General features: G+C 70.0%; 27 protein-coding genes. 8 read left to right on the top strand and 19 right to left on the bottom strand.

What is annotated here, in order from left to right; genetic code table 11:
- The first annotated feature begins 17 nt into the window (after positions 1-17).
- Complete coding sequence (locus BrevBR_RS05390; protein WP_340000214.1) at positions 18-1,241, top strand: NAD(P)/FAD-dependent oxidoreductase; 1,224 nt, start codon at positions 18-20, stop codon at positions 1,239-1,241.
- Here BrevBR_RS05390 and BrevBR_RS05385 read toward each other — a convergent pair.
- A complete protein-coding gene (locus BrevBR_RS05385) occupies positions 1,238-3,508 on the bottom strand; it encodes an EAL domain-containing protein (RefSeq protein WP_340000213.1) in 2,271 nt (756 codons plus the stop codon). The two genes, BrevBR_RS05390 and BrevBR_RS05385, sit on opposite strands and share 4 nt — an antisense overlap.
- A gap of 410 nt (positions 3,509-3,918) precedes the next feature.
- On the opposite strand from BrevBR_RS05385, the gene BrevBR_RS05380 reads away from it, so the two are divergent.
- On the top strand, positions 3,919-6,159 hold the full coding sequence (locus tag BrevBR_RS05380) for a TonB-dependent receptor (protein WP_340000211.1): 2,241 nt from the start codon (positions 3,919-3,921) through the stop codon (positions 6,157-6,159).
- A 7-nt stretch (positions 6,160-6,166) separates the two neighbouring features.
- Complete coding sequence (locus tag BrevBR_RS05375; protein WP_340000210.1) at positions 6,167-6,844, top strand: Fe2+-dependent dioxygenase; 678 nt, start codon at positions 6,167-6,169, stop codon at positions 6,842-6,844.
- Between the two features lie 3 nt (positions 6,845-6,847).
- Here BrevBR_RS05375 and BrevBR_RS05370 read toward each other — a convergent pair whose 3' ends face one another.
- The 8 genes from BrevBR_RS05370 to BrevBR_RS05335 all read right to left on the bottom strand — a co-directional run bounded on the left by BrevBR_RS05370 (position 6,848) and on the right by BrevBR_RS05335 (position 16,491).
- On the bottom strand, positions 6,848-8,215 hold the full coding sequence (locus BrevBR_RS05370; RefSeq protein ID WP_340000209.1) for a sulfite reductase subunit alpha: 1,368 nt from the start codon (positions 8,213-8,215) through the stop codon (positions 6,848-6,850).
- Entirely contained in the window at positions 8,212-9,126 is a 915-nt protein-coding gene (locus BrevBR_RS05365; protein WP_332639744.1) for an FAD:protein FMN transferase, read from the bottom strand. Before BrevBR_RS05365 ends, BrevBR_RS05370 begins: the two co-directional genes overlap by 4 nt.
- Positions 9,127-9,278: 152 nt before the next feature.
- A complete protein-coding gene (locus BrevBR_RS05360; RefSeq protein WP_340000208.1) occupies positions 9,279-10,088 on the bottom strand; it encodes a DUF4198 domain-containing protein in 810 nt (269 codons plus the stop codon).
- 12 nt (positions 10,089-10,100) lie between these two features.
- Positions 10,101-10,607: a DUF2271 domain-containing protein gene (locus BrevBR_RS05355; protein WP_340000207.1), complete on the bottom strand. Its 507-nt coding sequence runs from the start codon at positions 10,605-10,607 to the stop codon at positions 10,101-10,103.
- Between the two features lie 7 nt (positions 10,608-10,614).
- A complete protein-coding gene (locus BrevBR_RS05350; protein WP_332639741.1) occupies positions 10,615-11,262 on the bottom strand; it encodes a PepSY-associated TM helix domain-containing protein in 648 nt (215 codons plus the stop codon).
- A 53-nt stretch (positions 11,263-11,315) separates the two neighbouring features.
- A complete protein-coding gene (locus tag BrevBR_RS05345) occupies positions 11,316-13,328 on the bottom strand; it encodes a TonB-dependent receptor (protein ID WP_340000206.1) in 2,013 nt (670 codons plus the stop codon).
- A 33-nt stretch (positions 13,329-13,361) separates the two neighbouring features.
- Positions 13,362-14,975 (bottom strand): ATP-binding protein, encoded by a 1,614-nt coding sequence (locus BrevBR_RS05340; RefSeq protein WP_340000205.1) that lies wholly within the window; start codon positions 14,973-14,975, stop codon positions 13,362-13,364.
- A gap of 91 nt (positions 14,976-15,066) precedes the next feature.
- Positions 15,067-16,491, bottom strand: a complete 1,425-nt coding sequence (locus tag BrevBR_RS05335) for a UDP-N-acetylmuramate--L-alanine ligase (protein WP_340000204.1) — start codon at positions 16,489-16,491, stop codon at positions 15,067-15,069.
- A 67-nt stretch (positions 16,492-16,558) separates the two neighbouring features.
- On the opposite strand from BrevBR_RS05335, the gene BrevBR_RS05330 reads away from it, so the two are divergent.
- Together BrevBR_RS05330 and BrevBR_RS05325 are read left to right on the top strand one after the other, a co-directional pair.
- A complete protein-coding gene (locus BrevBR_RS05330) occupies positions 16,559-17,380 on the top strand; it encodes an LD-carboxypeptidase (RefSeq protein WP_332639736.1) in 822 nt (273 codons plus the stop codon).
- A 232-nt stretch (positions 17,381-17,612) separates the two neighbouring features.
- Positions 17,613-18,560, top strand: coding sequence for an aspartyl protease family protein (locus tag BrevBR_RS05325; protein ID WP_332639735.1), 948 nt, complete (start codon positions 17,613-17,615; stop codon positions 18,558-18,560).
- Here the strand turns inward: BrevBR_RS05325 and ypfJ are convergent.
- The 9 genes from ypfJ to BrevBR_RS05280 all read right to left on the bottom strand — a co-directional run bounded on the left by ypfJ (position 18,557) and on the right by BrevBR_RS05280 (position 23,468).
- Positions 18,557-19,405, bottom strand: a complete 849-nt coding sequence (gene ypfJ / locus BrevBR_RS05320; RefSeq protein ID WP_340000203.1) for a KPN_02809 family neutral zinc metallopeptidase — start codon at positions 19,403-19,405, stop codon at positions 18,557-18,559. The two genes, BrevBR_RS05325 and ypfJ, sit on opposite strands and share 4 nt — an antisense overlap.
- Positions 19,406-19,478: 73 nt before the next feature.
- Entirely contained in the window at positions 19,479-19,862 is a 384-nt protein-coding gene (locus tag BrevBR_RS05315; protein WP_340000202.1) for a hypothetical protein, read from the bottom strand.
- 57 nt (positions 19,863-19,919) lie between these two features.
- On the bottom strand, positions 19,920-20,582 hold the full coding sequence (locus tag BrevBR_RS05310) for a class I SAM-dependent methyltransferase (RefSeq protein WP_340000201.1): 663 nt from the start codon (positions 20,580-20,582) through the stop codon (positions 19,920-19,922).
- Positions 20,579-21,007 carry a DUF1801 domain-containing protein gene (locus BrevBR_RS05305; RefSeq protein WP_332639731.1) on the bottom strand — a complete coding sequence of 143 codons (429 nt, stop codon included), beginning with the start codon at positions 21,005-21,007 and terminating at the stop codon, positions 20,579-20,581. The genes BrevBR_RS05310 and BrevBR_RS05305 overlap by 4 nt, the downstream gene beginning before the upstream one ends.
- Positions 21,008-21,019: 12 nt before the next feature.
- Positions 21,020-21,448: a DUF1801 domain-containing protein gene (locus BrevBR_RS05300; RefSeq protein ID WP_340000200.1), complete on the bottom strand. Its 429-nt coding sequence runs from the start codon at positions 21,446-21,448 to the stop codon at positions 21,020-21,022.
- Between the two features lie 5 nt (positions 21,449-21,453).
- Positions 21,454-21,666 (bottom strand): hypothetical protein, encoded by a 213-nt coding sequence (locus BrevBR_RS05295; RefSeq protein ID WP_332639729.1) that lies wholly within the window; start codon positions 21,664-21,666, stop codon positions 21,454-21,456.
- A gap of 16 nt (positions 21,667-21,682) precedes the next feature.
- Positions 21,683-22,135, bottom strand: coding sequence for an SRPBCC family protein (locus BrevBR_RS05290; RefSeq protein WP_340000199.1), 453 nt, complete (start codon positions 22,133-22,135; stop codon positions 21,683-21,685).
- Positions 22,132-22,458, bottom strand: coding sequence for an ArsR/SmtB family transcription factor (locus tag BrevBR_RS05285; RefSeq protein WP_340000198.1), 327 nt, complete (start codon positions 22,456-22,458; stop codon positions 22,132-22,134). Before BrevBR_RS05285 ends, BrevBR_RS05290 begins: the two co-directional genes overlap by 4 nt.
- A gap of 56 nt (positions 22,459-22,514) precedes the next feature.
- A complete protein-coding gene (locus BrevBR_RS05280) occupies positions 22,515-23,468 on the bottom strand; it encodes a fatty acid desaturase family protein (RefSeq protein WP_340000197.1) in 954 nt (317 codons plus the stop codon).
- 125 nt (positions 23,469-23,593) lie between these two features.
- On the opposite strand from BrevBR_RS05280, the gene BrevBR_RS05275 reads away from it, so the two are divergent.
- Genes BrevBR_RS05275 through BrevBR_RS05265 form a run of 3 tightly spaced genes read left to right on the top strand, consistent with a single transcriptional unit; the run spans position 23,594 to position 25,185 of the window.
- Complete coding sequence (locus BrevBR_RS05275) at positions 23,594-23,998, top strand: hypothetical protein (RefSeq protein ID WP_340000196.1); 405 nt, start codon at positions 23,594-23,596, stop codon at positions 23,996-23,998.
- Entirely contained in the window at positions 23,998-24,195 is a 198-nt protein-coding gene (locus BrevBR_RS05270) for a helix-turn-helix transcriptional regulator (RefSeq protein ID WP_332639724.1), read from the top strand. The genes BrevBR_RS05275 and BrevBR_RS05270 overlap by 1 nt, the downstream gene beginning before the upstream one ends.
- Positions 24,196-24,228: 33 nt before the next feature.
- A complete protein-coding gene (locus BrevBR_RS05265; RefSeq protein ID WP_340000195.1) occupies positions 24,229-25,185 on the top strand; it encodes an alpha/beta fold hydrolase in 957 nt (318 codons plus the stop codon).
- Here the strand turns inward: BrevBR_RS05265 and BrevBR_RS05260 are convergent.
- Entirely contained in the window at positions 25,158-26,066 is a 909-nt protein-coding gene (locus BrevBR_RS05260) for a DUF3298 and DUF4163 domain-containing protein (RefSeq protein ID WP_332639722.1), read from the bottom strand. The genes BrevBR_RS05265 and BrevBR_RS05260 overlap by 28 nt on opposite strands.

Below are 26,066 nucleotides of genomic sequence, written 5' to 3'. Positions count from 1 at the left end.
CCGGATACAGGGCCTGAATGGCGAACAGGGTGCTCATCATCGGCGCGGGACACGCGGGCGGAACGGCGGCGGCGCTGCTGCGCCAGTATGGCCATGAGGGCTCCATCGTCCTGGCGGGCGAGGAGCCGGCGGCGCCCTATCAGCGCCCCCCCTTGTCCAAGGCCTGGCTGAAGGGCGAGACGGATCTGGAGGCGCTGCTGCTGCGCCCCGAAAGCTTCTACGAGGAACACGGGATCGAACTGCGGACCGGAGCGACGGCGACCGCGATCGACCCGGCGGCGCGTAGGGTCAGTTTCGCCGACGGGACCGTAGAGCCGTATGACGCCCTGATCCTGGCGACGGGTTCGCGGGCCCGGCGGCTGGCGATTCCGGGCGCGGACAGGCCGGCGCTGATGGAACTGCGGACGCTGGCCGACGCCGAACGGCTCAAGGCGGCGTTGGGCCCCGGGCGCCGGCTTGCCATCGTCGGCGGCGGCTATGTCGGGCTGGAAGCGGCGGCCTCGGCGCGGGCGCTGGGCGCGGAAGCGGTCGTGATCGAACGCATGGACCGGGTGCTGGCGCGCGTCGCGTCGGAGACGCTGTCAGCCTTCTTCACAGCTCGTCACCGCAGCGAGGGAGTCGAGGTCCTGACCGGAGCCGAGGTCACGGCGTTCGAGGACGCAGGCGTGCGACTGGCCGACGGCCGGCTGATCGAGGCCGACGCGTTGCTGGTCGGTGTGGGGGCCGTGGCCTGCGACGACCTGGCGCGGGCGGCGGGCCTGGAGTGCGGCAACGGCGTGATCGTGGACGAGCAGGCGCGGACATCCGATCCGGCGATCTGGGCCATCGGCGATGCGACCTTCCGGCCGATCCCGGTCCACGGCGGGCGGCGGCGCCGTCTGGAGAGCGTGCCCAACGCGCTGGAACAGGCCAAACAGGCGGCCTCGGCCATCGTGGGCCGCCCCGCGCCGGCGCCCGAGGTTCCGTGGTTCTGGTCGGACCAGTACGACCTCAAGCTGCAGATCGCGGGCCTCCCGGACGGCGCGGATCGCCAGATCGTGCGCGGCGACCCCGGCGTCATCGGCGAGGGGGCGTCGTTCGCGGTCTTCCACCTCGAAGGCGACCGCATCCTGTGCGTCGAGGCCGTCAACGCACCTGCGGAATTCATGGCCGGGCGGATGATGATCGGCAAGGCGACGCCGGTAGACGCGGTGAAGCTGGCGGATCCGTCGGTGTCGATGAAACTGGTCGCGGCCGGCTAGACCGCGGCGGATTTCGCCCCTTCGGCGGGCGCCAGCCGGTCCAGCAGCGCCGCCATCGGCGCGGGCCGGCCGATCAGATAGCCCTGGGCCATGTCGCAGCCCATGCCGCGCAACAGGGCCAGGGCGGTCGGGGTCTCGACGCCCTCGGCGGTCACCTTCAGGCCCAGCCCGTGCGCCAGATCGATCGTCGATTTGACCAGCAGGCCGTCGCGGGCCGAATCGTCGAGACCGAGGATGAAGCTCTTGTCGATCTTCAGTTCGTCGGCCCGGATTCGTTTCAGATAGGTCAGGGACGACAGGCCCGAGCCGTAGTCGTCCAGCGAGACGGAAATACCCGCGTCGGCGAACCGGTCGATGGTGCGCAGGGCCATCTCGGGATTCCCCATCACCGCTGTCTCGGTGATCTCGAAACAGAGGTCGGCGCCCGAGGTCGCGACCTCCTCGACGGCGAAGTCGGCGAAGCTTTCGTCGGACAGCAGGCGGCCCGAGATATTGACCGAGACGGTCAGGACGTGGCCGGCGGCGGCCAAGGTCTTCTGGTCCTCGATGGCGCGACGGATGGCCCATTCGGTCAGCGGACGGATATGGCCCGTCTCTTCGGCCATGCCGATGAACAGGTCGGGGGAGACCGCGCCCCGACGCGGATGGGTCCAGCGCATCAGGGCCTCGACGCCGGTGACGCCCTGGGCCCGGAAATCGTATTTCGGCTGGTAGGCCAGGGACACCTCGCCGTTGTTGAGCGCGGTCATCAGTTCGGAGATCAGCGACAGGTTGCCGGCCGGATCACCATAGGCGACCTCGTCGAACGCAGCGGCGCTCTGCCGGCTTGCGCGGGCCTGGTCGAGGGCGATGGCGGCCCGGTCGACGGGCGAGGGGAGGTCGGAGCCGGCGGCTCCATGGCCCGCCACCCCGGCGGTCAGGGCGATATCGACGGGCGCGCCGTTGACGCTGATCGGCGCCTGGGCCGCGGCGGCCAGATGCTCGGCGGCCTCCAGCGCCTCGGCCTTGCTTCTGGCGATGATGACCAGGCCCAGGGAGCCGGCGCCCACCCGGGCCATCGGAGCGCCGTCGGCGAGGGCCGACAGCCGGGCGCCGAGCACGGCCAGCAGCCGGCCCATGGAGTCGTAACCGATGGCGTTGCGCACGACCTCGAAACGGTCGACCCCGAACAGGACCACCCAGGCGTCGGTGTGGCCGCCCGCCTGGCGTTCGAGCGACAGTCGGTTGGGCAGGCCCGTTTCCTGATCGTGCAGGGCCATATGCGTCAGCTTGGCCTCGCGGTCCCGCAGGTCGCCGACCATGGCGTTGAAGCTGGCGGCCAGCCGGCCGATCTCGTCGGTCGAGGTGACGGGGGCCTCGACGTATTCGCCCTGCTGCAGCCGATGGACGGCCTCATCCAGGGCGGTGATCGGCTGGGTCAGGCCGCGTGACAGAACCCAGGTCCCGCCCATGAGCAGCGCCAGCCCCGCGGCCCCGATCGCGGCCAGCCACAGGAACAGCGATTCATAGGGTTTCATGGCCCGGTCCAGCGGAGAGGTCAGGAGCAGGAACGTCTTCGCCGCGGGGTCGAAGCTCGGGAGGGGGTGGGCCAGCTGCATCGACAGGCCTTGTCCAGTCTCGACCGTGATGGGCTGGCCGATCGACGCCTGCACCGGGTTCAGGACCACGGCGGCGGACAGGGGGATGGGCGAGAGGCCTTCCAGATTGCGCATTTGCGCCGCGTCCAGGCGTTCGGCGAAGACAACCCATCCGGCCGGCGCGGGCGTGTCGACCGGGGCGGCGACGACCTGGAACGGCTGGCCGCCGATGGTCAGGACGCCGCTTTCCGGCCCCCCGGACTCAAGACCCTTGAACAGGGCGGTCCGGGCGGCTTCGTCGAGGGTGACGCCGGTCGGGGTCGCATGGCCGTCGACGCCCAGGACGAGGGCCCCGTCCAGCCCCTGCCGGGCGCGCAGATCGTCCAACGCCGAACGCATCGCAGGCGCGTCGTTGGCGGCGACGGCCTGGCGGAAGGCATGGTCCCCGGCCAGCACCCGGGCGCTCTGACCCAGCTGGGACGAGCGGGCCTCCCACAGCTGGCCGTAGACGGCGCCGGCGGAGGTCATTTCGCCGCGAACCATATGGCGGGCGCTGTTGGTCACGGCGGTGACCACGGCGATGGCGCTGAGGATCAGGGCGAGACCGAACAGCCCCATGTAGAGCAGCGTCAGGCGGGTCCGCAGATTGCGGAACGTCAGCAGGCGATGGACCTGTCGGGAGAGGTTCATCCCACGGTCGCCCGTGTGTTGAGGTCGCCCGAGACTGCCCGGCGCGCAGTCGCCATCAGCTCACCGGCGACATCCGGAGTCTTGACCACCGGAAAAACACGAAGGACCAGGAGGCGGCGCATCGTCCGCTTGTACGGAATCAAGATGAAACCCAAGTAAATCATAATACCCGGCCAGATAACTGAATGTCGCACAACGAATGATAGTAGATACGGTCAAGCTTTCGGATTTTTTCCCTGACTTTGACCGCGGGCCCCGACGGCGCCCATGGACGTCCCCGCGCCAGCGCCCTTCGGCCCGCCAGGGCGAGTAACAAGGACATATTGCGACTTATTCGCAATTGCCGTTGCGCTGACCGGCAAAGCTGATATTGCGACGTGATCGCAACTCAAGCCTTCCGGACTGATTCCATGACCTCCCGCGCCGACGCGCTTCGCGCCCTCCTGTTCGCCTCCAGCGCCGCCGGCATGCTGATGGCCGGTCCGGCCCTGGCCGAGCCGGGACCGGACGGAGAACCGCAGGAAGCGACGACGCTGGAGACCATCACCGTCGACGGCCATCCGGTGAAACGCGAGCCGACCGGCCCCGAGTTCGTGGCGCCCCTGGTCGACACGCCGCGCTCGATCACCATCATTCCGCAGCAGATCATCGAACAGACGGCGGCGACCTCGCTGCAGGACATCCTGCGCACCTCGCCGGGGATCACCTTCGGCGCCGGCGAAGGCGGCCAGCCGCTGGCCGATCGACCGTTCATCCGGGGCCAGGCTTCGGGCAACAACATCTTTGTCGACGGCATCCGCGACAGCGGCGGACAGCAGCGGGAGGTCTTCAACCTCGAACAGGTCGAGGTCATCAAGGGCCCCGACAGCGTCTATTCGGGCCGCGGCTCGGGCGGCGGCAGCATCAATCTGGGTTCCAAGGCCCCGCGGCTGACGGACTTCACCCGCTTCGGCCTCGGCGTCGGGACCGACGGCTATATGCGCGCGACGGTCGACCAGAACTGGAACCTGGGCGAGACGGCGGGCCTGCGCATCAACCTGCTGGGGTCCGAGGGCGACGTGCCCGGCCGTGACGCCGTGGACTACGATAAATGGGGGCTGGGCCTCTCGCTGGCGGCGGGGCTGGGAACGCCCACGACGGCGACCTTCAGCTACTACCACCTGACGTCCAACCAGATGCCCGACTACGGCATTCCGCTGTTCACCAAGATCGGCGTGCGCACGACCGACAGCGGCATTCTGGATGTGCCTTACGACAGCTTCTACGGCCTCGAGGCGCGGGACTATCTGACCAATGAGGTCGACACCTTCACCTTCGATTTCGAGCATGCGTTCAGCGAGGACCTGACCCTGCGCAACGTCAGCCGGTGGTCCGAGACGCTGAACGACTATGTGGTGACCAACCCCGGCGACGGCGGCAACACCACCAACGGCGGCGCCGCCCTGATCGGCGGAACCTGGTGGATGAGGCGCGCCACCAAATCGCGCTGGAATCCGACGCAGACCATCGCGAACGTCACCGACCTGACCGGCCGGTTCTCAACGGGCGGGCTGCGTCACAGCTTCGACATCGGCCTCGAACTGGCGCGTGAGGACAACAGCAATGCGTCCTACGCCGTCACCACGATCAGCGGCGCGGCGTGTCCCGCGCCCCTGACCGGATTCGACTGCACCCCGGTGTACGCGCCCAACCCGGAAGACCCCTGGACCGGCACGATCGTCCGTGGACTGATCAGCAAGGCCACGACCGATACAGTCGGCCTGTACGCCCTCGACTCGATCGAGATCGGCCAGCGGTTCATCGTCAATCTGGGCCTGCGCTATGACGATTATTCGGTCGAGGGCCGCAACGCCTCCGGCCCCGTCGCGGTGCCGGTCTACACGCCGGTCGGCGGCGACTGGGACTTCCTGAACTACCAGATCGGGCTGGTGTACAAGCCGACCGCCGACTCCAGCGTCTATGCGTCCTACGCCACCTCGGCCACCCCGCCGACTCTGTCGGCCGGCGACCAGAGCACGGGCGGAGCGGTGGGAACCGAGCTTCTCGACCCGGAAGAGACGGCCAGCTGGGAGATCGGGGCCAAGGCCAATCTGTTCAACGACCGGCTGGCGCTGTCGGCCGCGGCCTTCATGCTGACGCGCGAGAACGCCCGGATCCAGGTGTCGCCCGGCGTGTTCGAACAGGTCGGCGAGGCCGAGGTGAAGGGGATCGAGCTTGGCGTGTCGGGCAACGTCACCCGCCAATGGCAGGTGTTCGGCGGCTATACGTACATGGACAGCGAACTGGTGTCGGGCGCCTATAACAGCGTCAACGTCGGCGATCCTCTGGCCAATACGCCCGAGCATACGTTCAGCCTGTTTTCGACCTATCGCGTGACGCGGGCGCTGAGCCTCGGCGGCGGCGCCTACTACGTCTCCGACAGCTTCGGCGGCAACCAGGGCGGCGCGGGCGGCGGAAACAACCGCGTCTATGCGCCAGCCTACACCCGGTTCGACCTGTTCGCCTCGTATGACCTGAACGAGAGGGCCTCGCTACAGCTGAACGTCCAGAACGCGACCGATGAAGAGTACATCCTGCGCACCAACGGCGTGCACCACGCCGACGTGGCGCCGGCGCGGCAGGCTATCCTGACGCTGAATCTGAGGTACTGATCGGTTCATGCTGCTTCACGTCCCCGGCGTCTTCACCAAGGACGAGGTCGCGACCCTGCGGTCGCGCCTGGACGCCGGGCCGTGGGTGGACGGCAACGTCACATCGGGCCACCAGTCGGCAGGAGCCAAGGTCAACCGCCAGCTGCCCGAGGACTGCGCAGAGGCGCGCGAGGTCGGGGCGCTGATCCAGCAGGCCCTGAACGCCAATCCGATGTTCGTCTCGGCGGCCCTGCCGCACACGGTCTTCCCGCCGCTGTTCAACCGTTATGAGGGCGGCGAGCGGTTCGGGGTCCACGTCGACAATGCGATCCGCCAGCGGGGGCCCATCCGGATCCGGAGCGACCTGTCCGCGACCCTGTTCCTGTCGGAACCCGAGGACTACGACGGCGGTGAGCTGGTCATCGAGGAGATGTACGGTCCGCAGAGCGTCAGACTGCCCGCCGGGGATCTGGTGCTCTATCCGTCCAAGAGCCTGCATCAGGTGACGCCGGTGACGCGCGGCGCAAGGGTGGCGAGCTTTTTCTGGATCCAGAGCCTGGTGCGCGACGATGCGGACCGCGAGACCCTGTTCCGGCTGGACGTGGCGATCCAGAGGGTCAGCGCCGACAGGGGGCCGCAGGATGCGGCGGTGCTGGAGCTGACCGCCGTCTATCACAACCTGCTGCGGCGCTGGGCCGAGGCCTGAGCCTCAGTAGACGTCCCGCCGGTAGCGCCCGGTTTCGATCAGCTCCGCCAGCCGGTCGGCGCCCAGGGCGTCGGTCAGCGCCGCCTGAACCCCTTTCGACATGCCTCCCAGGCTGCCGCAGACGAGGATGGCCGCGCCCCGGTTCACCCAGTCCCTTATCGTGGCGGCGTACTCCACGATCAGCGCCTGGACATAGCGGCCGTCTTCGGCGTCGCGCGAGAAGACGCGGTCAAGGCGGGTCAGGTCGCGGGCCATCAGGGCCGCCTGAAGCTCGTCGTCGAGGAAGGCGTCATGGGCGCGCGTGCGCTCGCCGAATATCAGCCATGCGCCGCCGTGGATGTGGCCGGCGCGGGCCTTCCAGTGGGCCCGAAGGCCGGCCAGGCCTGTGCCGTTGCCGATCAGGATCAGCGGCGTCTCAGGTGCTGGCCCATGGAAGCTCCGGTTGGCGCGGATTCGCATGCTCACGGTGTCGCCGACGGCGAGATCGTGCGTCAGCCAGCCCGAGGCGAGGCCGGGAGAACCGTCCGGCCGGGTCATTCGCCGGACGATGAAGTCGGCGCGGCCGTCGCCCGGCAGGGAGGCGACGGAATATTCGCGGCTGCCCGGGTCGGTCCCGTCGGCGGCGGCGGGCAGGCCGATCTCGGCGATGTCCCCGGCGCTCCAGACGGGGTCGTGGCCCGCGGGCGCGAAACCCAGCAGCCAGGCCTCTCCGCCCGGACTGCCCGGATTGAGATGGCGGCGCTCGATCAGGGTCCAGCGATCATAGGCGGGCGGCGTCCAGTCGGCCTGGATCGTCGAGCCGGTCAGCAGGCCCAGCTGGTGCTGCCAGTGGCGGACGGCGCCGGCGTCGCCGTTGTCGACCTCGACGCGGTCGAACAGGGGCTCGGCCCCCGAGCGCCGCAGCCAGCCGTCCAGCGCGCGGCCGAAGCCGCAGAAGTCCGTATAGGTGTTGTCGCCCAACGCCAGCAGACCGTAGCTCACGCCGGACAGATCGGCTGGCGCGCCCATGGTCTGGCGCACGAAGCGGGACACGCCGTCGGGCGCATCGCCCTCTCCCGTGGTGGAGGCGACGATCAGCAGCCGCCCCGCGCTCCTGAGCGTGGCGGCGCCGAGCTCGCCCAGCGGCATGACGCGGGCGCCGGTTCCGGCCTCGGAGAGGCTGCGCGCCGTCATCCAGGCCAGTTCCTCGGCAAGGCCGGTCTGGCTGGCGAAGGCGACGGTGACGGCGTCCGCACCCGACGCGAGCGCTCCGGCTCGATTCGCAGCGGCGCGGCGAGCGCGGGCGCGGCTCCAGGTCACGGCGATGACCACCAGCAGCCACAGGCCGACGGCGGCGGCCGTCCACAGCCAGCGTACGGGATCGGCGGTCACGCGCCCTCGGCGGCCATGGCGGCGAAGGCCGGAGAGACGATCTCGAGCAGGCCGGTTTCCGTCCGTACGACAAAGGCGGCGGCGATGTTCAGGGCCTCGGCCCAGGCCGGGCCTTCGGTGGGGCCCATGACGGTCAGGGCCGTGGCCATGGCGTCGGCGTACAGGGCGGTGTCAGCCAGCACGGTCACGGAGGCGACGCCGTTGTCGACCGGTCGGCCAGTGTGGCCGTCGATGGTGTGGCTGTAGGTCCGGCCGTCGGCCTCGAACCGGCGCACCCAGTCGCCCGAGGTGGCCACCGCCATGTCGAACAGGGCGGCGGCGGTGCGCGGGGCGGGCGTTCCGGGCGCCTGTTGCAGCTCGACCCACCACGGATGGCCGCCCGGCTTGACGCCTGCGCCGCGCAGTTCGCCGCCGATCTCGACCAGATGATGGACGGCGCCCATGGCGGTCAGGCGTTCCGACACGAGGTCGACGGCGTGTCCCTTGGCGAGGCCGGACAGGTCCAGTTTCAGGCCGCCCGGCTGCTGGACGGCGCGGGCCCCGCGGTTCAGGCGCAGGGCGCCCCAGCCGCTGACCTTCAGGGCCGCCGCGATCTCGTCATCGGACGGAACGTCCGGCCGCGGCCCTGGAGGGCCGAAACCCCACAGGTCGACCAAGGCCCCCAGCGTCGGATCGACCGAGCCGTTGGTGTCGTCGGCCAGATCCAGGGCGGTGTTCAGGAAAGCCCAGAACGGCTCGGACACGGCCCAGAATCCGGGCGGGGCGGCGTTGAACCGGGCCAGTTCCGAGGTCGGGTCCCAGTGGCTGAACAGGGCGATGATCGCCGCCAGCTCGGCCTCGATGGCGGTCTGGAAGGCGTCGCGGTCCGAACCCGGCGGCGGGACCAGCCGGACGGCCCAGCCGGTGCCCATGGTCTCGCCGGCGAAATCCTGGAGCAGGTCGGACGTCGGCAGCTCGGGCGTTCGGCCGTGGGTCGGAATCAGGACGCGATTCTGCGCCTGCGCCGCCGGCTCGCCGATGGTGATCGGCGGCGGGGCGCCGCGCGGGCCGGGCGGCGTTCCGGTCAGGGCAGGACTTCCACGACGCCGTTGTACGCGGCGCTCGAGGCCATCTGCGAACCCGAGGCCGGGGTCCGGACCGAGGCGTTCATCCAGTACATGCCCGGCTCGGGCCAGGTGACGGTGAAGGCGCCGTCGGCGCCCGTGCGGACCGTCATCTCTTCGGGATTGTCGCGATAGCGCGAGCCGCCGCGGGCGATGGTCACCTCCAGATCGGCGGCCGGCCGGCCGTCGCGAACCAGTTTGAAGGTGGCCGCTTCGCCCGCCACGAGATCGTTCGGATGGGTGACGGGGACCAGTTCGATGCCCTGGCCGGTCGGGGTGATGGCGGTCGGCGCGCCGAGGGTGACGAAGGTCTCGGTGCGGCTGTTCGAACGGGTGGCGACCACTTCGGTGGCGTCCGCGGGGATGTTGGCGGCCATGTCCGCCTCGGCCCCGCGCCAGCGCTTCGTTTCGCCGCCCTGTTTGTAGGCGACCATGACGCCGCCCGAGACGTTGGCGATGCGCCAGGTGCCCGCCTGGGTCAGGTGCAGGTCGAAGGTCGAACGGTATTTGCCGGTCATGGCGTTGACCGGCGCGGCGGTCGAACCGTCCGGGGCGGTGATGATCAGGCCGGCCAGGTTCATGGCGGCGTGGTCGGGGATGAAGACCCCGTTCGACATGCCGGCGTCGAAGCCGACCCAGGCGTCCGCGCCCGACAGGACGGTCGAGGTCGGGGCCAGCCAGGCGCGGTGGGCCTGGGCCGACATCGGCAGGGCGAAGGCGGCCAGAATGCCGAGGATGGGGGCGGCCAGCAGGGCGATGCGCTTCTTCATGGGTTCGGTTCCTTAGCGGGTGACGGCGACGCTGACGGCGCCCAGTTCGGTGGAGCCCGATGCGCGGGCGGTGTTGGGGGCGCCCCAGCGGAAGGGCACGCGGACGGCCTCACGGCCGCCCAGTTCGCGCGCCGCCTCCACGACCATGACGTAGTCGCCGGCCGGCATGTCGCGCAGGCGGGCGGCCGGGACGGTGACGGCATGACGGCCCGGGGCCTTGGTCGCGCTGGAAACGCCGTCCATGGGCAGGGTCAGGGACCGGCCGCCGCGGCGCCACCAGGTGCGCATGTCCTTGAGCCAGTCCTTGCCCTCGGCGGCGTTGGAGACCTCGTACCAGACGGCAAGCGTGCGCACGGGAGTGTTGTCCGGACGCTCGATCCACACGGCGACGTACGGGCGGTGATAGGCGGCGACCGACAGCCGCGGCACCTCGACGGAAACCGTGATGTCGGCGGCCAGGGCGGGGCCGGCGACGGCGGCCGCGGCGGTGGCTGTCAGGATCAGGGGAAGCTGGCGCATCTGGGACTCAGTGGATGAACAGAAGGGCGATGACGGCGGGTATCAGAAGACCAAGGCCGAGCAACGGCCAAGTCGAGGGGCGCTGCCGGGCGTGCAGCCAGGTCAGGCCGAAGCCGGTGACAGCGAAGACGATGCAGGCGGCGGCGAAGACGTCGATGAACCAGTACCAGACCGGACCGGTGTTGCGACCCTTGTGCAGATCGTTCAGCCAGGCGATCGCGCCGCGCGTGGTGCGTTCGCGCAGCGCGTCGCCGGTGGCGCGGTCGATGGTCAGCCAGCCGTCGCCGCCGGGCTCGGGCAAGGAGATATAGACCTCGTCGGGCGTGGTCTCGGTGGGGCGGCCCTCGACCTGGACCTTGAAGGTCTCGAACGCCCAGCGTGCGACGGCGGCGGGGACCGGGTCGGTGGTTTCCCCGGGCAGGTCGGCCAGACGCGCCAGAAGGGGGGCGGGCAGCTGACCCGTCTGTTCGACGGTGGCCGGCGTCGCGGGAATCTGGGCGGCGTGGTTGAGCGTGATGCCCGTGATCGCGAACATCAGCAGGCCGATCAGGCTGACAGCCGCCGAGATCCAGTGCCACTGGTGCAGTTGCTTCAGCCAGAACGACCGTTTGGCGTTCAGGGCCGGCTTGGGCTTGGCGGGGGCGGCGTCAGTCACCTGCGGCTTGTGCCGAAGTTGCGAACGATTTGCAATGACTTCCGGCGTGGAACTCAGCGCGACAGTCTGACGCCTGCCGACAGGGTGCGGGGCGGGCCGAAGCCGGCGACGCCGGTTCCGGTCTCGGCGGTCTCGACCGCGGCGTCGAACAGATTGTCGGCGGCGAGCCACAGGGCAGCCGACGGGGTCATCTCCCATTCGGCGCGCAGGTCGACCGTTCCGGCGGCGTCGAGGACGCGGCTGTTCAGGTCATCCTCGAACCGGCGGCTCTCCCATTGCAGGTCGGCGGCCAGGCTGAGGCGGTCGACGGGCCGCCAGTCGACGCCGGCGACGGCGCTCCAGATCGGCGCCTGGGCCGGACGCAGGCCGGTCAGCTGCGGCGCCCGGGCGCCGCCGTCAATGCGGGCGTCGGTGGCGGCCAGGGCGGCGCGCAGGGACAGGGTGTCGGTCAATTCAAACCGGCCCTCCAGTTCCACGCCTGTCGCCTCGATGGTTCCGGCGTTCCGCCGCTGGCGCAGCACGCCGCCTGCCGGCACGAAGCCGGCGCGCGGGAAGACCGCGGGGCCCTGACCGATGGTGACGTTGACGACCGCATCCTCGATCCGGTTCCAGAAGGCCGCAGCGGTCAGGGAGGCGCGGCCGCCCGTCCAGGCCCAGCCCGCCTCTACGCCGGACAGCCGTTCGGGCTCCAGCGCGGCGTTGGCTTCGGTCAGGTCGTTGCCGACCCGGAAGGGGCGGTGCAACTCGTTCAGGGTCGCGGGGCGGAAGCCGGTGTAGCCGGCGAGGCGCAGGGCCCGTCCGCCGCCGATGTCGCGGCGGACGGCGAGACGGGCGCTGACCACTTCCCCGGAGCGGCCGGGATCGGTCTCGTCGAGCGTCGGCAGGCCGGTGGCGAGGTCGCGCTCAAGCCGACGGCCGTTTTCATTGCGCCAGCCGTCGTAGCGCACCCCGCCGGCGACCAGCCACGGCCCGCTGTTCCAGGCCCCCTCGGCGTAGACGCCGGCCACCGAGGTCTCGCCCCCGGCGATCCGGTCGCGGGTGAAGGCACCGGCCATGTAGCGGAACCGTTCGCGGGTCTCGCCCTCGTTGAAACGGGCGTCGGCCCCCAGTTCCCATTCGACCCGGGCTATGCCGCTGACGATGACGCGGCGCAGGGCGGCGTTGGCGCCCCAGCCCGTGGCCGGCGTTTCGTACTGGTCGTTGGCGGGGGTCGTCGTGGCGCGGTCGGCGGAGACGGCGACCGAGGTGTTGGCCAGATCGCTTTCCCGGCGCCAGGCCTGAAGCCGCCAGCCTGGGCGGTCGGCGCGGGGCTGTACGGCCGCCGTGGCGGAGAGCAGGTTGCCGCTGGCGGTCGCGCGGGCGCCGGCCAGACCCGATCCGCGCTCTTCCTCGAAGGCGGCGGCGCGCAGGGAGACGACGGCGGCGGCGACAGCCAGGTCGGCGCGCAGGGAGGCGCTGCGGACCTCGAGATACAGCGGCGTATCCGCGGCGCCTGCGGCCGCTCCGCGCACGGGAACATAGCCGTCGCTGGTCTCATAGAGGCCCGAGGCGACGAGACGGACGGGGCCGGGCGCGGTCGCGCCGGAACCGGCGAGGCGGCCGCCGCCGCGTTCTGCGACAGACGCGTCCAGCACCCAACCCGCGTCGCGTTCGCGCAGGGCGATCACCCCGGTCAGGGCCCCGGCGCCGTACGGACCGGCGCCGGAACCCCTGACGATATCGAGTCCGGACAGGCTTTCGGTCGGAATTTGCGACCAGACCACCCAGCCGCCGAAGGGGTCGTTCACCGGCACGCCGTCCAGCGTGACCAGCGTCCGGCCCGCCCCCGACGGCGCGATGGCGCGCAGGGATATGCCCTGGGTGGTCGGATTGGCGGCGAGGCTGGAGTTGCGCCGGAACAGGGAGACGGCGGGAACGCTCGCCAGAGCCTCGTCCAGCCGCTGCTGCGCGCGCAGATCGTCCGCGTCCAGACGGATGACGGAAAACGCCGCCTCGCCCTCCGAGGGCGGCAGCCGCGCGCTGGTGACGACGACATCGGGAAGCTGGGGCGGCGGTGGAATCTGCATGCGCCCCACCTAGGCCAGACGGCCTCTCCGGGTTCAAGCGGCTTGCGCCGCCGGGGCCCGCGCCGCGATGTCGCTGAACACCGTGCGGATAGCGTTCAGGAGGGCGTCAGGCTCGATCGGCTTTTGCGACACCCCGTCCATGCCGGCGGCGATGTATTCGATCTCGTCCCGGGGATCGGCGTTGGCGGTCAGGGCCAGGATCGGGATGCGGCCGACGGGCCCCGACAGGGCCCGGATCGCCCGGGTCGCCTCGACGCCGTCCATGACCGGCATCTTGATGTCCATCAGCACAAGGTCGAAGGGCCGCGCCTGAACCCTGCGGACCGCCTCAAGGCCGTTTTCGGCGGTGTCGAAGGTGCAGCCGAACAGCTCCAGCACCTTGCCCGCGACGAACCGGTTGGTCGCATTGTCGTCGACCACGAGGACGTGAAGGGTCTCGTGCGGGGTGGGCTCCGCCATCTTCTCCGCCGCGGCCAGCACCTCGGCGCCCGCGCCGGGCAGGCTCAGGGTGAACAGGAATCTGGCGCCGCCGAGGGGGGATTCTCCGACGCTGATCGCGCCGTCCATCCGTTCGGCCAGTTGCCGGCAGATCGCCAGGCCCAGCCCGGCCCCGGCGCCCTCGCGGCCCGCGCGGCCCGTGTTGAACGGCTGGAAGATGGCGCCCGCGACGTCTTCGGCTATGCCCGGGCCGCTGTCGTCGACGACGCCGGTGATGACGACCGCTCCATTCCGCCAGCGGCTGTCGATCCGGACCGAGACCTCTCCCGCGGGGGTGAATTTCAGCGCATTGCCGATCAGATTGTTGAACAGCTGCTTCAGCCGCATTTCGTCGCCCAGAACCCAGTCGGGCCCGTCGGTGTCGTGGACGACGGTCAGTTTCAGCGCCTTCTCCTGGGCGCGGGGCGCCCACAGGGCCAGGAGGTCGGCGGCGACCGTGTCCAGATGAACGGGCGCGGCCTCGAGGCCCATCTGCCCGGCCTCGGCGCGGGACATGTCGAGCGCGTCGGTCAGCAGCCGCAGCAGGTTCTGGCCCGAGTCCAGGATGGTGCGGACATAGGGTTTCATCGCCTTCTGGGTCAGCTCGCGCTCCATCAGGGCGGCGACGCCCAGCACCCCGTTCAGCGGAGTGCGGATCTCGTGGCTCATGACCGCAAGGAATTCGGACTTGGCCCGGCTGGAGGCGCGGGCCTCGGCCTCGGCGCGGGCGAGGTCGCGGATCAGGGCGCCCATTTCCTCGGCGCGGCGGCGGTGGATGGCGCTGCCGGCCTGGAGCACATGCACGCCGGCGCCGACGCCGACATAGCGGCCCCCCGAGGTGACGACGAAGCCGTTCAGCAGGGCGCCCAGATTGGCGGCGTCCATGCTCTGGAACAGGATTTCGGCGTCCTCGTCGGCGTCCAGCACGCGCGGGGCGGCGTCCATGAAGGTCGCCGCGGGGCGTTTGGCGTACAGGGCGCGACCGAACTCGGCGGCCATCCGCAGGGTGAAGGCGTTGCGCTCGATCAGACCGACAGGACGTCGCCCGGCGTCGACGACGGCGAGGACCAGGGTGTCGGGCTCGCGCTGGAAACGGTCGAAGACGTCGGCGCCGGGCGTGTCCGGACCTATGGGATCCGGGGCGCTCGCGAAGTCTCCTATCCGGGCCATACGCAACTCCTGTCTGGAGCGGGATGGATAGGGGGCGCCCCTTAACGCGAGCTTTGCCGTACGTGAATGTTTTGCGAGATTGTCTTGAAAATCAATCTGTAAGCGGATGACCCAAGCGGGTGAGAAGCTCCGCCGCGAAGGTCGACAGGGTGTCGTCGCGGGCGCCCATGACGATGATGCGGTCGCCGGGTTGGGCCAGCCCCACCATCCGGTCGCCGCAGGCCTCGCGGGTCGGCAGGGCCTCCGCGGCGCGGCCCGCGGCGCGGACGCCGGAGGCGATGTCCTCGCTGCCCACGCTGCGGTCGGTGGTGCCGCCGTAATAGACGGGCTCGGGCATCAGCAGGACGTCGTCCTCGCGCATCAGGCCCGCGAAGCCGTCGATGAACTCGTCCTTCATCAGTCGCAGCGGACCGAATCCGTGCGGCTGGAACAGGATCAGCAGCCGGCCGTCGAAGGCGTGCAGCGTCTTCAGGGTGGCGGCGATCTTGTCGGGATTGTGGGCGAAGTCGTCGATGACGGTGACGCCGCCTGCCGTCCCGACCACCTCCAGGCGGCGGCGAATGCCGGCGAAGATCTCCAGCGATGCGACCGCCTCCTCCAGCGGCACGCCCACGGCCCGGACGGCGCCGAGGGCGGCGAGGGCGTTGGCGACATTGTGGGCCCCGGGGACGTTGAGGACCACGGGCAGGGGTTCGCCGCCCAATTCGGTCAGATTGAAGCGCATCCCCGTCGGCAGGGGCTCCAGGTCGTGGGCGTTGAGGGTGGCGGACTCCTCGCCGAGCGCGAAGGTGATGACCTTGTCCGCCGGCAGGGACTGGGCCAGCGCCTGGGTCTCGACATTGTCGAGGTTCAGCACGGCCTTGGCCGCGCGGCCGGTGAAGCCGCCGAACAGGTCGCGCAGCTCCTCCATCGACTTGTGGTCCAGCGAGATGTTGGAGACCACGGCCACGGTCGGATCATAGCGGGCGATGGAGCCGTCGGACTCGTCCACTTCCGACACGAACAGCTCCGGGCCGCCGATCAGGGCGCTGGCGAAGGGGTGGTCGGCGTCGGCGAAATTCCTCATCACCGCGCCGTTCATGACCGTGGGCTGGCGGCCCGCCTGATGCAGGATCCAGGCGATCATGCCGGTGATGGTCGACTTGCCGCTGGTGCCCGCCACGCCGATGGAGACGGGGGCGGCGTTGAACAGCTGGGACAGCAGCTCCGGGCGGGTGACGATGCGGGCCCCGGCGCGCCGGGCCGCGCCGATGTCGGGCACGGTGTCCTCGATCGCGCCGGTGGCGACGACAGTCTGGCCCGAACGGGTGACGCCCGATCCGTCCTGCGGATGCAGGGCCACGCCATGCGCTTCCAGCCAGGCGAATTTCTCCGGCGTCCGGCCCTGATCGCGGGATCGGTCCGAGCCCTCGATCCGTCCGCCCCCTTTTTCCCGGATCTGGGCCTGCACGATCAGCGCCAGAGGCAGCATTCCGGACCCGCCGATGCCGCAGAAGAAATAGTCGTCTTGATTCATGAGGGCGAAACCGGGGAATGTCCGGCGGCCTGACTAGCACGGGCGACGCCTGAGGCCAGACACGTCCATGAAGATCGGCATCGTCAACGCCAGTTCGCGCTTCAATCGGGCGCGCGCCGAGGCCGTCGAGGCATGGTTCGCCGCCAACATCCCCGACGGCTCGGTCAAGGTGGTCTTCCACCCCGCCAGCTTCGGCAAGCACGGTCATTTTGGGGGCGACGACGCCAGCCGGGCCTCGGCCTTCGTAGAATACGCCAATGATCCGCGGCTGGACGCGGTCTGGTTCGCGCGCGGCGGCTATGGCTCGTGCCGGATCGCCGAGGCGGTGCTGCCGCGGCTGGAGCCGGCGGCGCGCAAGAAGCGGTATCTCGGCTATTCGGACGCCGGCAGCATTCTGGCCCTGCTGTACAAGGCCGGCTTTCCGCATGTGGCGCACGGCCCGATGGCCTCGGACGCGGTGCGCAACGACGCGACCGCATGGCGAGCGATCAACTGGTTGAAGTCGGGCGACCCGGCGTCATGGGAGCCGTCGCTGGCGGAGGACTCGCGGCCGGCCGTCGCCTTCAACCTCAGTATCCTCGACGCCCTCGTCGGCACGGCGCTGGAGCCCGACCTGACCGGCCATGTCCTGATGCTGGAGGACGTGTCCGAGCCGATGTACCGGATCGACCGGATGATGTTCCACCTGACCGGCCAGGCCTCGATCCGGCGGGTGGCGGGCCTCCGGATGGGGCGGGTCTCGGACATCGTCGAGAACGATCCGGACTTCGGTCTGACGGCCGAGGAGATCGCCCGCTACTGGTGCCAACGGTCGGGGATCCCGTATCTGGGCGCCGCCGACATCGGCCACGACCGCGAAAACAAGGTGGTTCCCTTCGGCCACAGGTAGCCGGCCTTCGTTTCGCGCAGGCGGGGAACCGTATCGACACTGGCAACATCCCGAGGCCAGATGCGGCCCAGCTGGCGGGTGAGTGCTTCCCCGCCTGCACCGCGTCCTTCGGGGGAATGGGCGCGCGGTGGCGGTCCGGTCGGCGTCGGGGGGCGCGGATCGGGCCGTCTCCCACCGCCGCGACAAAGGCGCCGCTGGCGTCCGCCCGGACCGCACGCCATCTTCATCGGCCATGAACCGCCGCTCCCTTCTGATCCGCACGGCTGCCCTGGCGTCCGTCCTCGGCGGCGCCTGGTGGGCCCGCGACCATCTGCTGTGGCCGAAGCCGGAACTGGCCTTCGCGGCAGGCGGCGCGACGCCCTGGATGCCCTATGGGCGGCGAGGTCCGGCCCCGACCGTGGCGGTGCGGCTGGGCGGACGGCAGGTCGTGGCCCTGATCGACAGCGGGGCCCAGTATTCCGTCATCGACCGCGCCCTGTTCGCCGAACTGCCTGACACGGGGCGGTCGTTGTTCGATATGCCGTTGGTCGCCTATGGCGTCGGCGGCGGCGCGCAGGTGGGGCGGGGCACGGCGCTGGACGTCGAACTGGCCGGGCTGGTGGTGAAGGGCCTGAGGGCGGCGATCCTCGATCTGGGGCCGCTGGCCTCGCGTCAGGGGCTGGGGACGCCGCTGATCCTGGGGCAGGATTTGCTGGGCGAGGCGGTTCTGGCGCTTGATCCGGCCCGACGGCACAGCCGCTTGGTCGCGCGCGAGGCTTTCGTGCGCCCGGCCGATCTGGCCGAGACTCCCGTGCGCCGCTCAGGCCGCGCCCTCACGGCCGAGGTCACGGTGGAGGGCACGCTGATCGAGGCGGTGGTGGACACCGGCGCATCCTCCCTGCTCGGCCTGAACCGCGAGACCGCGGCCCGCGCCGGCCTGCTGGACGGGCGTCCCCGGACCAGCGGCGTGCATCTGGTTCTGGGCGGCTCGGCCCGCACGGCCATCGTCGAGGCGCGCACCGTGACCTTCGCCGACCACCTGTACCGGCGCGTGCCGGTCGGCGTGTTCGACCAGCCGCCCCTGCCGAACTTCCCGGGCGGGCTGGTCGGCATGGAGGCGTTCGCAGGCCGCCGCGTGGCGATGGATCTGGGCGCCGGGACGCTGCATGTGTCCCGGCCGCTCGATCTGACAGTCGGCTAGAGCGCCCCGAAGGTGTCGCAGGCGGCGGGGTCGCCCGTTTCATAGCCGCGCCTCAGCCATTCGACCCGCTGGGCAGATGAGCCGTGGGTGAAGCCGTCCGGCTGGACGCGTCCGCCCTGACGGCGCTGCAGGGTGTCGTCGCCGATGGCCGAGGCGGTCTGCATGCCGGCTTCCAGATCGGCGGCGTCCACCGCGACCTCGCCATTGGAAACCGCGGCGGCGTTGGCCGCCCAGACCCCGGCGTAGCAGTCGGCCTGCAGCTCCAGAGCCACCGAATAACGGTTGGCTTCCGCCTGACCCGAGGCGCGCTGCTGGGCCTCCTGCACCTGCTGCGAGGCGCCGGTCAGGGTCTGGACGTGGTGGCCGTACTCGTGGGCGATGACATAGGCCCGGGCGAAATCCGCGCCGGACGCGCCCAGCTGGGTCTCCATGTCCCTCCAGAAGCCCAGATCGAGGTAAACCTTGCGGTCGTTGGGGCAGTAGAACGGCCCCATGGCGGACTGGCCGAAACCGCAGCCGGTGGAGGTGCCCTGTTCGTACAGGGTGACGGTGGGCGGTTGGTAGCCCTGCAGCTTCGTCTTCCAGACGTCGTCGACATTGGAGCCGACCACGTCGACGAAGGCGCCCGCCTGATCCTCGGGGCTGCCCATCTTGCCCTGTTCAGCCGCACCGACGCCGCCGAATTGGCTGGCCAGCTGGGTCGTGGTCGAAGGATCTATGCCGAAGACGAAATAGCCGATGGCCGCCAGCACCAGGGCGCCGATGCCACCGCCGGCGATGGCGCCGCCGCCCATGCCGCGCCGATCCTCGATATTGCCGCCGCGCCGTCCGCCCTGCCACCGCATATTCGTCTCCCGTCCCTGATCCAAGCTAGGCCGGAACGCGGACGGAGGGGAAGGGATGCAGGGAAAACCCTGGTCAGGGCCGACGATCCAGCCATGCGTCGATCTGGCCGACCCCGTTCGCCGTGGCGCGACGGCGCTGCTCGGCCGACAGGCGCAGCGCCCGTTCCTCCTCCGGCGAGCGCAGGGCGCGGTACGGCGGCGGCAGGACGGGCTCAGGCTGACGCGCGGCCTCGATGCGGAGCCGGTTCAGCCGGGCCTCCGTCTCGTGCAGACGGGCGTCCATCTCGCGCTGGTCGGCCCGGGCGCGCAGACGGTCAATCTCGTAGCGGTGCTGCTCGGCCTGATAGCGGTGCAGATCCGGCGTCGAGAGGCCGGGACGCACCTGGGGAACCTGCGCCGGCGCCGGCGCCGGCGCAGCGAGCATAAGGAGGACGGCGAACAGGCCGGTGGCGTTCATGCCGGGAAGATGGCCCCCAACAGGCCCGTCTCCAAGCGTGGCTGCAACGATGCGGGATCAATCCGCGGCGGGCAGGGCCCAGACCCGGGTGCGTTTGACCGCGGAATCCTCGAGTTCGCGCGTGGTCGGAACGGCGTATTCGGCCAGCAGGTCGAAGCCGCCCCTGGGGAAATAGGTTCGCAGCGGGTCGCCGACGAGAACGCGCGTTCCGCGGGCTGCCGCGAGGCCCAGCCAATCCAGAACCCGGCCCGACATCGGCTGTTCGTAGAAGACATCCCCCGCACAGATCAGATCGACCCCGGGCGGCGGGGCGTCCAGCAGATCGGCGGCGGTGAAGTCCAGGGTCACCTCATTGGCGGCGGCGTTGCGCGCCACGGCCGCGCCGCAGAAGGGATCGATGTCCGCGCACAGGGCCGAGGCCGCGCCCGCCTTCATCGCCGCGATCCCGACCAGACCCGAGCCGGCCGCGAAGTCCAGCACCCGCTTGCCGGCGACCTCGGCCGGATGGTCCAGCAGCCAGCGGGCCAGCCCCTGACCGCCCGCCCAGGCGAAGGCCCAGAACGGCGGCGGCAGGCCCAGTTTCCCCAGCTCCTCCTCGGTCAATCGCCAGATCGGCGTGATCTCGTCCGCCAGCCACAGCGAGATCTCCGGCGCATGCGGGACCGGCTGCAGGCGGGTGTTGGCGGCGATGAAGGCGGCTGGGTCCGCGATACGGGTCATGCGCCGCCGGGTCGGCGTTTCCCGCTGCGCGCCGAGGTGTTCAAAGCCACAGCTGCGCGGATGAGCGCCTTCAGAGCCTCCTCGTCGATCTGGCCGCCCTGATGGAAATCGATGGCGCGCCGGGTGTTGCCCTCGAGGCTGGAGTTGAACAGCCCTTGGGGGTCCTCCAGCGACGCCCCCCTGGCGAAGGTCATCTTGACGGCGGTCTTGTAGGTCTCGGCGGTGGTGATGATGCCGTCGTGTTCAAACACGGGGACGCGCCCCCATTTCACCGTCTCGACCACTTCGGGGTCGGCCTGATGGATGAGCGCCCGGATCCGGGCCAGGGTTTCGCCGCGCCAGTCGCCCAGGGCGGCGATCCTCGCATCGATCCTCTGCGCGGCGGACAGGCCGTCTTCATTCAGGCCGGGGATGGGTTTCTCCATGACTGTCGCTCTTCACATGCGTTCGCCGGGCAGCCGGCTGGCCTGTTTGATCCAGTCGGCCAGTTGGGCTTCGTCGACCGGTTCGTCCTCGTGGATGTGGAAATAGCGCACGTCCTTGTGCTTCGACCCGACGGGCGGCGCGGGATCGAGTGACGCCCCGCGGAAGAAGGCCACCTTCAGATAGCGGTCGAAGGCGTGGAAGCTGGCGAACCAGCTTCCTTCCTCGACGCCGTACATGGGCGTGTTCCATTTGACGGCCTTTCTCACGCCGGGGACCGTGCGCTCGATGAGGGCGTCGAGGCGGCGTCCGGCCTCGCTCTTCCAGCCCGGCGCGGCCGCGATCCAGGCCTTCACCGGAGCGTCGCCATAGCCCTTGGCGATCCGGGGATTGCCGCCCGAGAGGAGGACAGGCTCCGGGGTCTTCTCCGTTTTCCCGGCCATCGCCTTCACTCCGATCCGCGCGCTTTGACGGCATAGGGCAGCACGAACATGTACAGGCCGGTGAGGGCGAGCAGGGCGAGCGGGAACAGCGGCAGGAAATACACCCATTCGGCGGGCTGCTTTCCGATTCCCAAGGCGATGAAAATGGCCGCAACGACGGCCACGAAGACGATCGACGTCCAGCGGTGAAGCGGCCGGATCCAGGTGTTCCAGGTCATGGGGTCCTCCTCTCTATCAAGCCGAAGCGGTCGGCGCTTCGTCCATTTCCGCCAGGGTCTGTTCCAGCTTGCCGAAGAACTGACCCCAGCCAGCGTGGGCGCCGCCGAAGGCCTGTTTCTGATCCGGGCGGAAGCCGGCCTGCTCCATGTGCAGATGCGTTCCCTTCGCGGTCGGGGTGAGGGTGAAGGTCACCACGCTCTTCAGCCCATAGGCGGGATCGTCGTGTTTGAAATCCCAAGTGTAGGACAGGGTCTTCTCCGGCTCGACAGCCAGCACCTCGCAGTCCAGCACGCCGCCCCATTCGCCGGTCAGCTTGAAGCCGTGGCCCACCACGGGTTGGAAATCGTTCTTCATCAGCCAGGCCTCGATCAGGTGAGGCTGGGTGAGGGCGCGCCAGAGCTTTTCGGGCGGGAAGGCGAAGTCGCGTTCAACGACGACGGAGCGGGTTTCGGTCAAGACGTGGCTCACTGGTCCATCCTTTTCAGCAGATCTTCGAGGCCGTCGAATTTCCCTTCCCAGAAGCCGGCCATCTGCGTGGTCCAGTCGATCAGGGGGGCGAGGGCGCCGGGGCGGGCGCTGTAATGGGTCTGCCGGCCTGCCGGGCGATCGCTGACCAGTCCGGCCAGCTTCAGGACCCCGAGATGTTTCGAGACCGCCGGCTGGGACACGCCGGACAGGGCGGTCAGCGCCCCGACCGTCTGCTCGCCGCCGTGGCAGAGCCGCTCGAAAATGGCCCGGCGCGTCGGATCCGCCAGCGATCTGAACAGCATGTCGGCAGCGGTTTCGGACATCAACCCATAACTCTGTGGCTATTGATTGAACTCATAACTACCGGGATATGAGTGAGTCAAGCCGCCGGTTTGGCCGATGCTTCCCGGAGAACCGAGAGATACCCTTGGGCGACCTCCATCCGCTCGCCCGGAGGCCGGGCGCGGACGGCCTTGTGCAGCGACGGCAGCTTCCAGCAGGGCACATGCATGAACAGGTGATGCTCGGCGTGGAAATTGACCCAGTAGGGGGCGATGAGGGCCCGCTCCCACCAGGTGGCGCGGGTGGTGCGGGCGGCGCGGAAGGGGTCGGTCGCCGAGCCCTCGACGCAGGCGTGTTCGGCGATGTTCCGCAGGCGGGTCACCATGGGGAACCACGTCGCCATGGGCAGCAGCCACAGGGCGAAGAAGGCCCACCAGACGCCCGCGGCGACAGCCACCGCCAGCAGGGCTGCATTGACCAGCAGGAAGGGCGCGATCGAGCGGCCGGTGACTATGGCCTCGTAGGCGTGGTCGTCGGTCGCCGTTCCGGCGGCGCGGCCGCGCAGGGCGGCCAGCGGCAACAGGACCCGCTGTTTGAAGAAGGTCTGGCCGGTCAGATCGCGCACGATCTTTCGGCGCAGCGAAGCGCGGCTGACGGGGAAGGGGGCGGACAGGACCAGGTCGGGGTCTTCGGCCTGCTGGGCGTATTTGTGGTGCGCCAGGTGATAGGGCCGGTAGGCGTTCAGCGACGCCCCGACCGGTACGGCGCACAACCAGTGACCGAGGAAGTCGTTCAGGCGGCGATCCGAAGACAGGCCTCCGTGCGCGGCCTCATGCATCAGTATGGCGAGACCGAGCTGGCGGGCGCCGATCACCGCGACGCAGAGGGGGATCAGGATCGGCCAGATCACGCCCGCGGCGACCGCGAGCGCGATGACGCCCCAGCAGTGGGCGACCAGCAACGGGCCGACCCAGGCGCGGCGCGACTGGAAGGGCGCCCAGTCCTCAGGACTGAACAGGTCGGCGGGCCGGATGCGTGGCGCTGCGGGCATGGCCCAGGATACGCCCCCGGCGCCGCCAGTCCAAGCGTGGAGGCTGTCATGCGATCCTGACAAAAAGTCAGGTTGACATGACAGAATGTTGATGTCAGGTTCACCTGACACAAGGAGTCGAGCCCATGCTCACGATCGGACGACCGACCAACACAGCGCAGCGCAGATACGTGATCCGGACCCTGGCCTTCATGGGCGGCTATGTCGCGATCATGGTCGCCGTCATCTTCGGCGCCCTGGACGATATTCAGGGCACGCCCGCCGCCTGGGGGCTGGCACTGACCGTGACAGCGCCGATCGTCGGGCAGATCTGGGCCACCCTGGCGGTGATGCGGGACTCCGACGAGTTCGTGCGCGCCGTCATGGCCAAGCAGTTCATCCTCGCCGCCGGCATCTCCATGGCCCTGTTCACGGCCTGGGGGTTCGCGGAATCCTTCGCGGATGCACCGCATGCGGAAGGGTGGCTGATCTATCCGCTGTTCTGGGCCTCGCTGGGCGTCGTCGCGCCCTTCATCAAGTCGTCGAACTGATGCGGAACCGGCTGAAACTGCTCCGCGTCGAGCGCGGCTGGACCCAGGAACAGCTGGGTCAGGCGCTGGGCGTCTCGCGCCAGGCCGTGAATGCGCTGGAGACCGAGAAACACGACCCGTCGCTTGATCTGGCCTACCGCATCGCCGTGCTGTTCGCGCGGCCGGTGGAAGAGATTTTCGACAATCCTCACACCTGACGCTGTCAGGATAACCTTACAAGGAGAACAGCCATGATGTTCATGTCCCGACATGGCGGCGGCCGGGTGCTGCGCGCCTTCGCCATCGCCTCGGCCGTCGTTCTCGGGGCCGGAGCGGTCGCGCTCGCCGTTCGCGCCGAGGCCGCGACGAGCGCGGCGCATCAGGGCGCGTCAACCTTCGTCTCCGACCGGCTGTCGGTCGAGGTCGTGGGGGCGGGACCGGACGTAATCCTGATTCCGGGTTTCGCCTCGTCCCGCGAGGTCTGGCGCGCCGAGGCCCAGCGGCTGAAGGCGACGCATCGGGTCCATCTGGTCCAGCTGGCCGGGTTCGCGGGCGAGCCGTGGACGCATGGCGACGGACCCTTTGTCGAGCCGGCGGTCGAGGAACTGGCCCGTTATGTCCGCGACAGCGGCCTGCGGCAGCCCGCGGTTATCGGCCATTCGATGGGCGGGATGAGCGCGGTCATGCTGGCGCAGCGGCATCCCGAACGGGTCGGCCGGGTGATGAGCGTCGACAGCCTGCCGTTCTTTTCAGCCCTGTTCGGCCCCACGGCCACGGCCGAGAGCGCGCGGCCGTTCGCGCAGCAGGCGGCCGCCGGGATCATCGCGGCGGACGAGACCGGTTTCCGGGCCGGCCAGGATCGGGCGGCGGTCGGCTATTCGCGGACGTCGGCGACGCGCGCCGCCATGGTCGACTGGTCGATGACATCGGACCGGCAGGCGATGGCCGCGGCGATCAGCGACGTGATGACGACGGACCTGCGGCCGGGACTGGCGGCGATGACGACGCCGGTCTGGGCCGTCTATGCGTCCGATGCGGACGGCGGGGCGTCGGCGGCGATGGCCGACGGTCTGTGGAGGCGGGAGTATGCGACCCTGCCGGGGGTGCGCATGATCCGGGTCGACGACAGCCGCCACTTCATCATGGCCGATCAGCCCGAGCGGTTCGCCGCGATCGTTGATCAGTTCCTGGCCGGAGACGGGGCCTGAGCGGCAGAGGCCGGAGCGGGCTGCTGGACCGGGGCGAGAGCCGGAGTGACGTCCCCGGCCTTCGCCAGCCGACCGCCGAACTCGCCGCTGTAGGCGACGGCCAGCAGGGAGCGGAAGACGGTCGCGGGGATGGCGATCTCATAGCCGCCCTCGACATAGGGGCCGACCTGATAGGGACCGATGAGGAAGGTCAGGCCCGCCGCCTTTCCCGGCGCGTCGCCCGCCGTCAGCACGAAGGGCGTGTCGGCGACGCGGGGGCAGGAGAAGTCCTTGCCGTCCAGGGTGACGCCGGGGCCGTCCGGCACGCGGGCGCGTTTGGCGGTGTTGATCGCCGAGCACAGGGCCTGGTCGAGGACGGTCAGGTCCGCGCCCTTGCCGAACAGATCGGCCAGACCGACCCGACGCTTCAGCGCCTTGTCCCACAGCAGGCCGTCGGTGAGGGTGTTGGGGTGGGCGCCGCCTGAATAGTCGAAGTCGACGCGCTTCAGGCTGAGCAGTTTGGCGGTCTCGGCGGCGACGGTGATGGTGATGGTCTTCTGGTATTTGGGCCGGTCGGTCTCGGCCCCGGCCTCTGTCAACTCGCCCTGGGCGCCCTCGGTGAACTGGCGCAGACGGCGCACCTCCTCGGCGTAGAGGCGGGCGTGCAGGTCGCCCTGGGGCTTGATGCCGGCGGGCAGGGACAGGCGGACGTCGGCGTAAGGCGTCTTGCTCTCGAACTCCATGGGAGCGGCGGCGTCCGCGGGGGTGACGACCGCGGCGGTTCCCGGCGCGGCCGGCGCCGGGGCGGCGGGTTCGCGATCGCGGTTGCAGGCCGACAGGGTCACGGCGAGGGCTGCGGTGAGGAGCAGCAGTCCGAGGGGAGGCCTGGCGATCGAGGTCAT

This window comes from Brevundimonas sp. BR2-1 (assembly GCF_037626195.1).
Taxonomy (GTDB): domain Bacteria; phylum Pseudomonadota; class Alphaproteobacteria; order Caulobacterales; family Caulobacteraceae; genus Brevundimonas.
Note: the sequence above shows the minus strand (reverse complement) of the source record. Positions and strands in the feature narration are given on the sequence as shown.